The sequence below is a fragment of the Gilliamella sp. X-60 genome, from assembly GCF_057063585.1.
The window spans coordinates 1-16167 of sequence record NZ_JBXSQJ010000025.1 but is presented as its reverse complement, the minus strand read 5'-3'; the positions used below and the strand labels follow the sequence as shown (position 1 = coordinate 16167).

General features: G+C 32.7%; 8 protein-coding genes. 4 read left to right on the top strand and 4 right to left on the bottom strand.

Annotated elements, in window-relative coordinates; translation table 11 throughout:
- Nucleotides 1-48: 48 nt before the first annotated feature.
- The 4 genes from ACYIAM_RS11315 to ACYIAM_RS11300 form a co-directional block, all read right to left on the bottom strand.
- A complete protein-coding gene (locus tag ACYIAM_RS11315; protein ID WP_174797274.1) occupies nucleotides 49-2160 on the bottom strand; it encodes a flotillin family protein in 2112 nt (703 codons plus the stop codon).
- Nucleotides 2161-2191: 31 nt separating this feature from the next.
- Nucleotides 2192-2839 carry a hypothetical protein gene (locus tag ACYIAM_RS11310; RefSeq protein WP_174797273.1) on the bottom strand — a complete coding sequence of 216 codons (648 nt, stop codon included), beginning with the start codon at nucleotides 2837-2839 and terminating at the stop codon, nucleotides 2192-2194.
- 105 nt (nucleotides 2840-2944) lie between these two features.
- Nucleotides 2945-3637: a PspA/IM30 family protein gene (locus ACYIAM_RS11305; RefSeq protein WP_174797272.1), complete on the bottom strand. Its 693-nt coding sequence runs from the start codon at nucleotides 3635-3637 to the stop codon at nucleotides 2945-2947.
- Nucleotides 3638-3660: 23 nt separating this feature from the next.
- The gene (locus ACYIAM_RS11300) at nucleotides 3661-4302 is read right to left on the bottom strand and encodes a YjfI family protein (RefSeq protein WP_174797271.1); all 642 of its coding nucleotides are present in this window, start codon (nucleotides 4300-4302) and stop codon (nucleotides 3661-3663) included.
- 2048 nt (nucleotides 4303-6350) lie between these two features.
- On the opposite strand from ACYIAM_RS11300, the gene ACYIAM_RS11295 reads away from it, so the two are divergent.
- The 4 genes from ACYIAM_RS11295 to ACYIAM_RS11280 all read left to right on the top strand — a co-directional run.
- Complete coding sequence (locus tag ACYIAM_RS11295) at nucleotides 6351-8366, top strand: hypothetical protein (RefSeq protein ID WP_483748332.1); 2016 nt, start codon at nucleotides 6351-6353, stop codon at nucleotides 8364-8366.
- Between the two features lie 259 nt (nucleotides 8367-8625).
- Complete coding sequence (locus ACYIAM_RS11290; RefSeq protein WP_483748331.1) at nucleotides 8626-9489, top strand: rhodanese-like domain-containing protein; 864 nt, start codon at nucleotides 8626-8628, stop codon at nucleotides 9487-9489.
- 35 nt (nucleotides 9490-9524) lie between these two features.
- On the top strand, nucleotides 9525-13283 hold the full coding sequence (locus ACYIAM_RS11285) for an Ig-like domain-containing protein (protein ID WP_483748330.1): 3759 nt from the start codon (nucleotides 9525-9527) through the stop codon (nucleotides 13281-13283).
- 46 nt (nucleotides 13284-13329) lie between these two features.
- Nucleotides 13330-16167: hypothetical protein (locus tag ACYIAM_RS11280; protein WP_483748329.1), on the top strand; the 2838-nt coding region annotated here is incomplete at its 3' end.

The following is a 16167-nucleotide window of genomic DNA, read 5'->3' as shown; positions in this document are numbered from 1 at the left end:
GTTGATAGTGATAATTAGAATTAAGAATTATCTAGAAGTATAAGATTTTTAACTATCACTTTCTTGGTTACTATCGGATGGTAAAAATTGCTTAGCTAAGGCTTTTAAATCTGCATTTTTCAACGCATCTTGTAAATCGATATTTTTGTTACCGGATAAGCGTGATAATACTGACTGTAAGGCAGATTGCAGAACTGGGCTTTGATTAACTGTTCCTTCAATAGCTTTACCCACACTAATTGCTTTAGAGAAGCTATTAAAGAAGTTATCATTACCACCAACGATTTCAATATTTGCTTTACTAAATGCTGCTGCAAGAACATTTGCTTGTTCGCGTGCAATGTCTTTATTGGCAGCAATAGCTGCCATAGCTTGTTCAAATCCTTTTTCAAGTGCTAAACGGAACTCTTCGTGGTTTTTCGATTGTTCATTCATTGTGCCCATTGCTTGGAATTTTTCAACTAAACCATTTGCTTCTGCGGTTAAGCGTTCACGAATAACCAATGCTTCAGCAAGACCTTGTTCCTTAGTTGCTGCTGCTTTAGCAAAACCAATTCGTTCATCGCCTCGAGCTTGAGCCGATAGTTTTTCTTCAAGTACTTTAGCTTCAGTTAGACCTTGTTTTTCAGTCGCTATTGCTTTTGCTTCAATAACTTTAGCTTCTGATAAGCCTTTTTCTTGATTACCTCTCGCTTCGGCAAGTAAGGTTTCAGCTGTAATATTGGCTTTGACTAATCCTTCTTTTTCTTCTGCTTCGGCTCGTGCTTTACGAACTTTAGCTTCAGCTAAACCAATGGCTGCTTCTTCGGCTTCAATACCTTGTGCTAATTGTTTTTTAGCTTCTGCCTGTTTAGCTGCGGCTTCGAGTTCAGCTTGAGCCATGGTACTAATTTCAATGGCACGGTGTTTTGATGCTTGTTCATCTGCTTCAGCTTGTTTGACTTGTTTAACGAGTTCTTGTTCGGCTCTTGCCTCAGCTTCAATAATTGTGGTTTGTTTTTCACGATCTGCTCTTGAAACTTCACGTACTTCTTTGATGTTTTCTTCTTCGACTGCAACGGTTTTTTCAACAGCAACACGTTCTCGAATGACATTGGCAATAAGTTTTTTTTCTTCTTCAAGTACTTTATCTTTTTCAATTCGTTGTAGTTCAACTTCACGTTCACGAGCAACGATTTCAAGAGAACGAGCTCTTTCAACACGCTCTTCTTCAATAGCAATAGCTCGTAGGCGATTTTGTTGTGCAACTTCTACTTCACGCAGGCGATTTTCTTCACGTACTTCGATTTCTTGTTGAGACTGGATTCTTGCTTGTTCTGCTTTTAAGCGCTCTTCTTCTTGTACTTTTAATGTTTCAGCAGCTTCGCGAGCACGAATTGTTTCGATTTCGCGTTTTTGGCGTGCTTCAGCATCGGCTTGCTGACGTTCAAGCTCCAATTTTGCTTCAATGGTTTCGGTATCTTTTTTCTTTAATGCTAATTCAAGATCTCGTTCACGTTTGTTTGTTTCATCTTTATGAACAGCAGTAATTGACGTGATTTTATTGATCCCTTCCGCATCAAAAATATTATCTGGATCAAGCGATTTTATTGGTGTTTGTTCTAAATAATCGATGGCAACATCTTCTAACGCATAACCATTAAGATCTTTACCGATAACGTCAATAATACGTTCACGGAAGTTCATGCGATCCTCAAACAACTTTGATAATTCAAATTGTTTACCTACAGTTTTCAGGGCTTCTGAAAATTTCGCACTAAAGAGCGAACTAACTGCTTTTTGATCTGATGCTCTATCTACACCAATTGATTTGGCTACTTTTAATACATCTTCAGTGGTTTCGTTCACTCGAAGATAAAAAGCAACACAGATATCTGCACGTAAATTATCTTTACAGATTAAACCATCTTTTCCTCGACGTTCTACATCAAAAGTAATTAATGAAATTTTCATAAATTCTTTTTTGTAGATAACTGGGTAAACTAAAGCACCTGTAAAGTGTACTTTGGGTTTTGAGGTCATATCATTAACGATAAGTGCTGTACCTTGAGGAACTTTAATATAAAAAGCTTTAAATAATAAGAAAAATCCCATTATAATTAAATAAATAATTCCTACTGTTACAAGAAAAAATATTACTGTATCTGTATTTATATGCATAATTTACTTTTCTCCAAAAAATGAAATCTGACTATCCGTTAAATTCTTCAATGCTAATAATTTCGTAACAATTATTGGTTGTATCATATCTTAGTAGTATTGCTTTATCTCCACGTTTAAATTGATATGTTTCATCACATCTAACTTGTAAAATCAATCCTGCCCCACCATCTTCATAAGTTGCTTCTCCTTTGATTTTATTTACAGTGCTGGAACGTATTTCAACAATTTGTCCTAATAATGATTTATGATCATTGGTTGCACTTAGTTTTTTGAATAAAGGGCGAATTGGTTTTATAACGAATGCAGTAAGGTAAATTGAAATGGTTAGGGCAATAATAAAAATAAATAATCCGACTAGGTAATAGTACAAAATAAAATCATATAAAGGTAAAATCAACAAGCGAAAACCAAAATAACTTGTGGACCATCCGAATAATGAAATTAAGGTGATAACAAGTGTCAGTGGCACATCATTAAGACCAAATTTTAATAATAAACCACCTAATGTTGATGAGGGGACATCGGTTGTGATATCGTCTAGGTTAATTGCAATATCCAAACAATCAATACTTAAAATACCGATTGCAGCAATTAACCAATACATAACACAAAGTGTTAATAAGGCGCTAAAAATAACAACCGGAAAGGAAAAGAATATTCCCCAAAAAAGCTCCATTATATTTCCTTTATACTCATATTTTTTTAAACAGTTATCATAAATAGCTAGCTATTATTATAATTTTATTCGGTTATTTTAACTTAAAAAAATAAAACTTAAAAATCAATTCGCTTGTTTTTCCTTTAATCTGGCTAAAATTGTCGCGGCATTTTGATTGCTCGATTTTATACCTGCCTCCTCAAGTTTACGATCAAGTGAATCTTGATTTTCAGATACCGATAATTCTTTTTTTGCTTCGATCGTTGCAGCCGTTTGTTCTTGACGTTTTTTAATTCGCTCTAAAGAATCCAAAGCTGTTTGTAATTTTGTTGTTGAATTACCATAACGTTGAGCAATAGCTGATTGGGCTTTTTGCACACTCTCTGTGGCTTTTACAATATCGACTTGTTGTTTAAGATTACGAATGTTAATTTCTGTTTGTGATATTGTTTGACGTAGATTTTTTACATTTTCAGCAAAATATATTGCTTGTGTTTTATGAACTTTGTGTTCGTTTTCAAGAACTGAAAGCTTTTCAGCCACTTCTAAAGCTAACTTTTCATTATTGTTTTCTAATGCTTTGATGGCATAATTTTCATACTCAGTGATTTCAGCTTGAATTTTTTCAACTTCTTTTTCTGCTAATTTTTGTTGAGCAAGTATGTTTGCTAATGATTCTTTAGCTTGTTTTAATTCAACATCTGCATCGCGAATTTCTTGGTCTAATATACGCAGCGCTTGTGCATCGATAATTGTTTCGCCTGCTTCATTGACACCACCACGAAGTGCTGTAACTAGTTTTTTGAAGATAGCCATTGTTAATCTCCTTGTTATTTATTTTAATTCAATTTGTTAATGTTAATATGTTGTTCATAAGCTTCGGTAGCTTTAATGACATTATCCGATAAAGTTTCTAATTCATAAATGATATCGTTTAGTAATGAAGATGCACTCAACGCCCCATACATAATATAATTTAATGAGCCATCGCCTGTTTTTTCAATCGCAATGGTGGATAATGGAAATAGTTTTCGAGTATATAATATCTCTTCATTAAATTGAGTCGGTTGTTTGACAATATCAACAGGCCAAAGTAGGGCTTCAACGATAATTTGTTGATTAGAAACACTTAAAAATAATGGTAGATCACCATATTCATGCATAACGATATGCAAACAAGCATCAATACCATCGATAACTTCAATGCTAGCAAAACCTTGTTTAGCTAATTGTGAATCATGTAAAGCTTGATAAAGATCTGTAATTGACCAAACTTCATTTTTTTTCATTTTATTGTTTTCCTGTTTATTGTTAAAGCATGTGTTACTGACTAGACGAAACTGTTTTTCAATTTCGAGTAATTTCGTTGCATTTTCAGGTAAAATCCAAACTTCTTTTTTTATTAGACCTTGTTCACGCAAGCGTTGCCTATATTGTTGTTGATAAAATGCAGAGCTTTTGGTCTCTTTTGTTTTTTTCATGGATTTTTTGTTTAATTTAATCATTAATGTGGTTTATATTAACACAAAATTATTACATGTAAATATTACATGTAATAATTTTGTTGTTTGTATCAAATAAATTTGTAAGCATTATAAAACTTGATTTTGATAAAAAATTAAACGGCATGAGATGTTTAAAAATGGATATTACTTACTATACAGATTTGTCAAAGTGTTGGAGAAAGGGATTTTTGTTGCAGGGTCTCGTTAGCTTTACAACAATAAGCAATCTTATCAAATTAAGTTGATAGAAGTCGATTTTTTATGTAAAAGTTTACATTCTTTTCTTACAGATTATCTCGATTTAGACGATATCAAGTACACTAAAGCCTATGATCATTAAACGAATGGGATTGGTGTACGATTCTATAAAACGATGAAAAGCGAACATAATGACACCATTTTTATAGGGGGGAATTCATACCGAACTGATCCCCAGCAAAATATTGGATTGTGCTCACTTCTATAAATTGTTCATTTTGGTAATATCATTATTCATATTTGTTTGGTGATATTCGACCATTGGTAGAATATCACCAAACTTGATTATAATAGATTTCGATATATTCAGATAGAACTATACGGCTAGCTCCCGTATTTAGTAATAGCAGTCATGAATAATATGTTTTTTTGTGTGTGAAAAAACGTTAATCTACCATATTATTCCAATAATATTCATAATTTTCCTAAGTCTGTACTGTAACAATAATCTCTTAAAATCGATATTCCAATATTTGCTACTACGACCTCTGTGAAGTACAGTATTCGACGCAAAATTTTTTGGCTATAATATGGCCCTCCTATAATTTTTATTTATATCATAGTGGTTGTCTTTGTCCGCTTTTGGTCGAGGATCATTCGCAAGATTTATTAGGTTATTTCATTTTAAAGAGGTTCAACAAAAGGTAACAATTGATCTTATTCAAGATCATTTTTTGATATACCGTTATTAAATTCCGAAAAGAAGGCTGGCAAGTAGAAGTTTCAGGGTTTAATAAAGCTGATAATACAATTGTAAATAATTAAGAAACCAGCAAATATTTGTCAAGAAGCTTCGTGAAATTTGCTCGTTTCAGTATAAAACCTCGGTGGCGTTTACAAATTAAAAAATTTTAATTGATAAAATGTAAGTTTACCTAAATCCCTTTTTTAACAAGTTTTTAGCGGCAAGATAAAGCATGTTTAGCTAACATAATTTATTCTTCAAACAAATATTTTAACCAAAAAAAAGGTTAAATTTTAATTCAAAATGGTTTATACTTTAGCCTCATGATCGTTGTTTATACTAAAAGTAATAATTATATGAAAATAAACAAATGACATAAATTAAAAAGAGTATGTATTGATTTTAAATGGAATAGTCGAACAATATGGCAAGTAAATTAAATCACTTTCTTGATCAGTTAGTTCAATGATTGGGTAGTATTAGCTTAATATTGGCCATTGAGAGCGATGCGTTGCTAGCCTAGCCTAGCGTTGTTGCATTATTTATTAGTATAGGCAAATCCCTCTAAATCGATATGAAGTAAGTTGAATTTAGTTTTTTAGATCTAAATTACTTTTAGCGTCAAAAGATAATACATTAAAAATTATAGATTCTTTTGTCTAAGAGCAAATAAAGTATATTTCATCTAAATGCTAACAATTGAACTTATTACAAATTTCATTTCCTTTAATTATTATAATTCTTATTTTTCATACTAAAATAAGATTATCTTTGTTGATTATCTATATGCTTAATGATTAATTTTATATTAATGAAAATAACATTGGCATTTGATAATAGGGATAACAAATTGTGAACTAGCAATGTATTTCGGTTCAGAATTAGGCAAAAGTTAATTAGTAGTAATAGTTTATTAATTTACTTAATTATCCTCACTAATTGCTTATAGATATAAAAAATAAAGCCTTGAGCTTTATTAAACGATTTTCAGAGCTCAATCTATAAAGAATAGGAAAAGTTATTTAATTCGCTTATAAATGGATTCATTCAGAATAAAAATATTATAAAAGGTCAATTATAAATGAACATACTTTTAAAATTCAGACAAAAATACTATCGGTACTTTATGTTGATACTTTTTTTCATCTGTAGCGTTACTTCTAGCAAGTTAGTATTTGCTCAAGATGCGATATGTGCAGAAGTAAAAATAGTTATAGAACAAAAATTATCATTTGAACGACAAGCATTTGATGCACGAATGATAATTAATAATGGTCTAGAGGATTCGATACTAAAAAATATACGTATAGAATTGCTTTTTACTGATAGAAATAATCAACAAGTAGTGACAACTCAAAATGCTAATGATAACGATGCAAAGTTTTTTTATCGCATTAACTCATTATCTGGCGTCAATAGTATTAATGGTGATGGTGAGATAAAGGCAAAAACTAAAGCTGAAGCTCATTGGTTAATTATTCCTGCATATGGTGCGGCTGAATCTGATAATACATTATATTATATTGGTGCTAAAGTTACTTATACATTGAATGGACAAGAAATAAGCGTAGAAGTGCCACCTGATTATGTTGTAATTAAACCTCAGCCGTTATTAACATTAGATTATTTTATACCAAGCGAAGTTTATGGGGATGATCCCTTTACTCCTGAAATTGAACCATCTATTCCTTTTACATTAGGTGTACGTGTTAAGAATGAAGGTCACGGTACTTCTTATAAAACAGTCATTGATTCTGCCCAACCTAAAATTGTTGAAAATAAACAAAATTTATTGATTGACTTCAGTATTTTAGGTAGCTATTTGGGAGATCATGCGGTCAACAAAAGTTTATTATTAGATTTCGGTGATATTGCTGGGCACACATCTAAAGTCGGACGTTGGGATATGATGACTAGCTTGCATGGTAAATTTGTGGAATTTGATGCAACTTTTACCCATGCTGATACGCTAGGTGGCTCAGTAACATCTTTATTAAAAACAGTAAATACGCATACCTTGATTCATAATGTAAGAGTAGATTTACCCGATAGAGATAATATTACAGACTTTTTAGCATTAGATGGTGATGTAATTCGTGTATATGAATCCGAAGGGTTCAACACAGATCTATCAGATCAATCACTTAATGCCACACTCACTACAGTTGGTAAAGAAACAAAACTCGTTTTTCCAAAAACGGAAGGACAAGTTTATGTAAAAATAGCTGATCCAAGCTTAGGCAATCAAAAGATGAATAGGGTAATTCGTTCTGATGGCAAGGTATTACCTGCAGAAAATATTTGGCAATCCAAAATTCGTAACGATGATTTATCTTGGTCTTATTATATTAATTTATTTGATACTAATAGTACAGGAAGTTATACCCTATATGAGAGTGATACAAACGAAATAAAAGCAGTAGTAGGCACGTTTTTAGTAACAAAAGGTGCCAAATATTCACTTAATGAATTATTACCAGAAAACTATTATTTTGAAGCCAATAAGTCTTATATGATCGAATTTATTGGTAACATAGCTTCTCGTATTTGCGCAGGGAAAAATAATTTTGATCAAAATACTAAAAAATGTAAAACGGGTTTAAATAGGAATTATACTTTTAATAAAGATGCTTTTAAAACAGATATTTTTATCCCTTCTAAGTCAGGCATCCTTCATGGAGATAGTCATATCACAGGAAGTATCTATCTACTTGCCAAACAAACAGAAACGATAAAAGTGATCGTTGTGCCTCTTGATATGGAAAATTCATTAACCAATACTACATCAGTTATAAAAGGTTTTCGATATTCGTTGAATGAATTATTACCTAAAAATTACAATTTCCAAGCGGATAAGCCTTATTTGGTTAAGTTTTCTGGCGTTGCAATGACTAGTCGTTATTGTCCAGGAAAAGCAAATTTTGATTTGGAAAGTAAGGTTTGTAAAGCAGGGGTAAGTAGAGATTATAGTTTTAAATCCGATATATTTATTCCGTTTAAATCAGGTATTCTTGGGAAGAATAATGAATTTACAGGTAATTTCTATATGTCTGCTACTAAGGATGGAGATATCAAAGTATATGTAACACCATTATAAAAATTGTTTGACCATCCCTATCAATCTTAACCTATATAAGTAAAACATTACTTATATAGGTTAACTCTGACTATTGATAGATTAATTATAAAAATGGTCTTCAAGTTTTTAATATTTTTCTTAAATAATTAGTAACATTATAGGTTGTACTTATGCCGCTTGTTTTATAACAAATACCAAGATTTATGTTCTATCTTAATAATAAATAAAAATTAATTGTATTAAAACTTATTTAAATAACTTGAAAAGAAGTTTAAAAATGTCTGTTTTTTATTCTAATTTGCTATGTAGATTATTATTTTCTTGTATTGTGCTGTCTTTTTGTTGTCAGATTTCTGCAAATGAAATTAATGATTGTCAAGAAGATGTCCAAAATTATAGAGATCTTTTTACTCATTGGCCTATTAACCAACATAAAGAATCATTAGATAAGACGTTTTGGTTAACCATTGAACAGGCGCGTAATTTATCAGATGATGTAGTATGGATAGATGTTAGATCGAATTTATCTAACTTACATAATCAATTAGATATTTTAACTATCCCGTTGAATCATTTAGAAAAAAAGGATTTTCTTTATGATAAAACAGTAGTATTAATTGGAACAGGTTTTGAACAACAAATGATTAATCGAACAATCAATACACTAAGGCAAAAAGGTTATAAACATCTTTTTGCTTTATTAGGGGGGATTAGAACGTGGGCCAAGCTAAAAAAACAAAATTTGCAGTTATCAAATATAATAACCCCTAAAGAATTTCTATTAGGCGGTAAGACAATTAACTGGCAGATCATTACGATTGGCTTAATGCCACAAGATATTGATACATTACCTGAAAAGCCTATTAAAAATTTTAATTTAACAGAAGAATCTAATCTAGCTATAAAACATTTTTTAAAAAATAAAACTATTAACAATGATACCTTTATACAATATGTGTTAATAACCCCTAATGAGAATATCACCCAATTATTAAAACGCAAATTAACGATTCCTGAGTCAAGCGAAGTTGTTTGGTTAGAAGGCGGTTTAGCTAGTTATCAACACTATGTGAAGCAACAGGCAAACTTGGTTAATAACGCAGGCAAGAGTTTGTCCAAGCCTTGCAGGATAACGATATAATTTAATAAGAATTTTTAACTCTAATGGAGCAAAAAATGAAAGTTTATAAACGATGGAAAAGTCTATCTTTAAAATTAAATATAAGGCCCTCAAAAAGACGATCGATAAAACAAAAAAATAAATATGTAATCCTTTTCTTTGCTTTGTCTGTATTCGTTTATCATTCTAGTTATGCTGCTACAAATACTGGATTATATGGTGACGATAGATATGCAGGTCCTTTCCCAATAGGATTTAGCTTTAACTATTATGGTAGCAATTTTGATCAATTTTATGTCACAACTAATGGTTTGATTCAATTTACTGACCCAACTAGGAGCTACCATAATTTTTGTCTTCCTTATTTTAAAAATACACTTTATGTGTTTTGGGATGATTTAAGAACCAATGTTTCAGGTCAGCCAACAGGGACTATTCAGTATGAAACTCAGGGAGAGGCACCTAATCGGAGGTTAATTGTTCAATGGACTAACCAGTATTACTTTAGTACTAATCTTCCAATGGGAACATTTCAGGCTATTCTTTATGAAAACTCTAATCAAATTAAGTATCAATATCGTTATTTGATAGGCGAACGTAGCAAAGGTAGCAGTGCTACAATCGGTATCCAAGGCGCATCAAATTATGCACAAATAGGTTGTAATACTGCAGATGTTGTTAAATCAGAACAAGCCATTTTATTTACACCAAATAGTGATTTTAGTAAGTATATTGTTGATCAAAATGCACCTTATAATTTTTTTGACATATCAGGATTAACGTTAGATGCACCAATACCAGTTAACCGTTATAGCCATCAAGCGCCGAGTTGGTCATGGCAAAAAATTAGTACACTCAATAGTTATGAAATTGATATTCAAGATCCATCTGGTAATACAGTTTATAGCGAAGTAGTCGGTGATATAGGGCAATTTACATTTGTTAATGGTTTGCAAAATGGTCAATCTTATCGAGCTCGTATCAGAGGAAGTATTAATAATGGTAGAACATGGGAAATGTGGTCTCCTCTTTCAACTTTAGTGACTATCGACACGATTAAACCAGTGGTTAAGCTCAAACAATTTAATCGTATTAATAGTGATACAGTGAAAGTAATTTTTACAACTTATGATAATTTAAGTGGTGTTAAATCGGGACATTTACAAATAGCAACTAACCCAAGTTTTGATACACCGCTCATTGATCAAGATATCCAAATTGATGCAAATAGCTACCAAATTCCGAATTTACCAGTTAAAGATAATGAAATATTATATGCACGTTTAAATGTAACTGATAAAGCTGGTAATGAATCAGGTTATACAGAGCCTTTAGCTATTGGTATTACAGCGCCAATATTAATTCAACCAGTCTCTAATTCAACGGTTAAAATATCAAATTTAGAGGTTCAAGGTAAAGCTGAGGAAACTGGAAAAGTACAGCTATATTTGAATGGAATAATGGTTAATGATCCAGTTACAGTTGATCAAAATGGTTATTTTTATAAAGTTGTTGATCTTAAGGCAGAGGGAAATTATCAATTAACGGCGGTACTTAATAATGATTTTGGTATAAGTGAACACAGTAAACCTGTTTCAGTTAGTTTTAAACTACCGACACCAAAGGCAACAATTATAACACCAGCAGATAATCAAGCGATTTTTGCTCCTATGGATATCCAGATATCTGCAACAGATGAATTAGGAATTGATAAAGTCGAAGTTTACCTTGATGACCAATTATTTTCAACTTTGACCAAATCTCCTTATCAAGTTCATTGGCCATTAACACAACAAAATAATGGTAAACATAAATTAACCGTTAAAGCGATTAATTCGAGTGGTAAAGTTGCTACAATTGAACGTGAGGTAATGGTTAAAATGGAACCTCCTGCCCCACCACCGACAGCTTATACAGGGAAAGTTACCAATATCAATCCAAAAGTTAGCTATGGATTACAACCTATTACAATTACAGGGCAGGCGATTTATCGGAAGGATAATACTGTTGTTGCTAATGCACCAGTTAAGTTGGTATTAAAAATTAATGGCTTTGAGCGGAAGATTGCCATTGCAACTGATGATAAAGGAAATTTCTCTTATACTTTTATGCCTCAAGAAAATGATGCAGGTATATACCAAGTAGCTATTATTCATCCAGATGAACTAACTATAACTTCACAAGCTAGTTTTGAAATTAATCGTATCGCCTTTAATTACCAAAATTATCATCTAAAAGCGGTACGTAACATTGTAATGCCTATAAATATGGTAGCTAAAGCGAATATTACTGCTAAAAATTTACGTTGGGTTTTAACTGCAGATAATCAGCCGGATGGTATTTTGCCAAAAGGGATACAAATAAAATCTGAACCAATTGATATAAATAGTGGTGAAACTGAATTAACCATGATTAATTTCATTGCTGATGATACAGCAACCGAAACGGGAAGTATTTATCTTGTCGCTTTAGCTGATGAATCAAATGATTTAATACGAGGTAAATTGAAAATTGATTATCAGTTAGGACAAGCAATGCCAACCCTTTATGCTATTCCAAATTATATTCAAACGGGTCTACAACAGGGAACAATGGTAAGTGCCAATATTCATTTAGGCAATAAAGGATTGGCTAAAGCAGAAAATGTTCAAATTGAACTTCTTGATGAAAGTGGTAATCCAGCACCAAACTGGATATTTATTGCTACTGATAAAACAATTGAATCAATTGCTGTTGATGAACAACTGCCTTTACAAATTGTTGCTCAACCAGATAACAAGGTAAGTGATGGTGTTTATCGTTTTAATCTTAAAATAGCACAGAATAACAATATATTAGGATCAATTCCCGTCAGTATCTCAGTGACGCAAAGCGGTCTGGGTAATGCACAATTTGATATTGCTGATATCTATACAGCAACATTGGATAAACAAGGTAATCCTATTGCAGGCGTAAAAGGTGCGACGATTAAATTGCAAAATGAAGCTGTGCTCACTCAACAATATAGCATTATCTCTAATGAACAGGGGATCGCCTTATTAGAAAATATCCCCACAGGAGTTTATCGCTATCGTGTGAGTGCACCAAACCATACGGATGTATCAGGTCGCATTGTTATTCGCCCTAATACTACTATTAATGAACATATTTTTTTAGAGTACCAAAACATCAATATTGAATTTGGTACAACAGAAACAGCAATTAAAGATATTTATGATATTGAGTTAAATGCAACTTTCAATACTTTAGTACCAGCACCTGTTGTTTTGATAGAACCTATGTCTATTAATTTAGCGGGTTTACAAATTGGTGAGGAAAAAGTGGGTGAGCTCACTATTACTAACTATGGTCTGATAGAGGCTAAAAATGTGGTATTAAATTTACCTAAAACTGATAATAAATTTAAGTATGAATTTTTTGGAGAAATACCTAATAGTCTCTTGCCTAAGGAAAAAAGAGTTATTGCTTATCGAGTCACAGCTCTTGATTCGAACCAAGCTCAAAGCGTTAAACCAGAAGCAACGATTGAAACAATGTTATTTAAAAGTAAAAATGCGGTTAGTAGCTGTTATTTAGCTCCTTATTTAGAGCTACATGAAAGTATATGCGCTAATGGTGATATATCTAAAGGTAATAGCGGTGGTTATTTTTATCAATATGTAGGGCAATGTTCATTAGCAGATTTTAATTGGGACTGGAGTAAAGGTATTCATTTTGGTGGTACTTTAGGCTCTCCTTTTGCCATGCCAATAGCCCCTGGTTGTGCTCCAGAAGCTAATTGTGCGAGTGCCGGTACGGCAAGCGGTGCTAGGTAATTTAAAAATGAAAATTAAAGTGTCAAATAACACAAAGGATCGCAACATGATAATTAAAAATATAAACAGGTATATAGCAATCTTTATGGTGATGACAATAATGATTGTCTCATTACCTAAAATAGCGTGTGCACAACTTTATAATGGTGATATACAAAAAATATCTGGTATAAGTGACGCCAGTGTTAAATTACCAAATACCGAATATACTGAAAGTACGATTGACCTACGGGTCAAAGTACTTGGTGGTGAAGTTAAACTTAATCGAACTTGGGTTAATGGTCGTTGGTATATAAATCCAGCTTGGGCTAATTTACGCTTTATTCTTGATCCGTTAGATAATAGTGTGAAAACCATTGATCGTGCTGGTACCATGTATCAACGTACTGGTGAGGAACAATTATACACCTACGAACACGTATCTATTAAGAAAACAGATAGTGGGTGGCATTGGTTCGATCAACAAGGAAATTGGATTAATTTTGATGATAAAGGACGCATTTTAGAATATGGTGATGCTAATAATGTAAAAGTTAGTTTTACATTAGATAAAGAAGGTCGTTGCATTGCTATTAAAGATCATTTTGATGAACAGGTATATAGTTTTGCTTATGATAATCAGGAACGTCTTATCAAAGTCAGTGATCGTGAGGGGCGAGTTGTAAGTTATGAATGGTCAGGAAATAAACTGGTCAAGGTCACGGATGTTCTTGGTCATGTATGGCATTATGGGTACGATGCAAATGGACAACTAAACCAAAAAGCTGAGCCAGATGGTGGTGTAACTAAAATTGATTATACCGTATCAACTCCTGCACCAAAAACCGCTATGATAAGTGGTAAAGAAGGTGGGGTTATTTCAAAAAAAACAGTTGTTACAACAGGTTCTGATAATCGCGATACAAAATTGGCCCAAGTAGGTAAAATCACTAACAAAACCGGTGCGGTCACAACTTTTAATAGCCAATATAATCGCGTTAATAAGCAATATACTATTACTGTTAATGATCCAATAGGCAAAAAAACAGTTACCGTATTTGATGCCAAAGGTCGTGTTATTACTAAAACAGTAAATGATAGTATTACTGAATCCTATCAACGCGACAAAGCTAATCATTCTGTTAAGTATACTAATCAACGTGGATTAACGACAACCGTGCAATATAATCAATCCGACTATCCAATAAAAATTACTTATCCTAATGGCGCCACAGAGCTTTATGAATACAATAAAGCCAATAATCCAATAAAAATCACAAATACTAAAGGCGATGTAATTAGTCTTGAGTACGATGCTTTTAATCATCCTGTTAAAGTTGTATATGTGGCAGGTAAACCCGAACAACGCATTATAAGCTTTAATTATGACTCCTATGGACAACAAATTTCCGCAACCACTAATGGCGGTAGTAAAACTATTAATTTACAGCGGACTTTTGACCGTTATGGCAATATAGCGACATATACGGATGGTAATGGCTATCAATCACAATACACTCATAATATTCAGGGACAAGTAAAAACAGTAAAAAACCCACTACAACAACTATGGCAGTTTAACTACAATTTAGCGGGTTATCTTACAGAATCTATTGATCCACTTAATCATAGTGTATCTTTGTCGAACGATGGAATGGGGCGATTAATCAAAGTTGTCGATGCGTTGGGTAATAAGACCCAATATAGTTACAGCTTTAATCAGAACGGTTATGAAACAAAAGTCGTTGATGCGCTCAATCAAACCACTACTTACCAGTATGATAACTTATATCGCCTAATCAAAACCATTAGCCCAACGGGGTTAGTCACTCAACAAACGTATAATACTGATGATAAACTCATACAGGAAGTAGATGTTGCAGGGAATATCTTAACTTATGAATATGGTGAAAAAGGTTCTAATTTAGCGGGTTTATTAGCTAAAGTTATTTATCCAACCTTTACTGAGACATATAATTATAATGCTTTAGATAAAGTCACTGAGATTAATCAGCAACTAGATACGAATACTACATTAACCACTCATCGTATTTACGAACAATTAGGCTTAATGACCAGTGTTATTGATGCAGCGAATCGGTCCTCACAAACAGAATATAATGCCTTAGGGCAAGTTGTAAAATCGATTGATGCTTTAGGTCATGAAACCCGTTATCTTCCAGATTTATTAGGTAATATAACACAAATCACTGATGCAAATGATAACCAATATACGTTTGAATATGACAAAAATAATAATCTTATTAAAGAAACCAAGTCATTAGGGAATGAGGTTGAGTATAGCTATAACCAAGCAAATCAATTAATCGAGCAAAGACAAACGAATGGCAACCGTATTCAATACCAATACGATGCGGCAGGAAATCTGGTAAAACAAAGTTATATTGAAAAAGACCAATCAACCCCAAGTCAGGTTGTCGCTTATAGCTATAATCAGGCTAATCAATTAATTGATATACTACAAAATGGTGATACCCATTCCCACTTTGTTTATCAGCGCGATAAACTTGGTCGAGTAACTCAAGAAACGATTACTTATGGCACAGGTGCAAATAGTATTACTAAGACTTTGCAGTACGCTTATGATAAAGAGGATAATTTAGCTTCCATCAGCTATCCAGATAATACAAAAGTAACCTATGGATATGATAAAAATCAGCTAAAACAGGCAACACTGGCTAATGGCGAGGTGATTAACTGGAGTGATTACCGCTGGTTTATGCCATCTAAAGTGACTTATCCTAATGCAACGCAAACTAAGCAGTATGATTCATTACAGCGCCCCTTACTGATAGGGTTAACGGCGAATCGCAAAACATTATTAAATCGCCAATATAGCTATGATAAGGTAGGTAATATAACCCGAATCGCGACAGAAAACGGG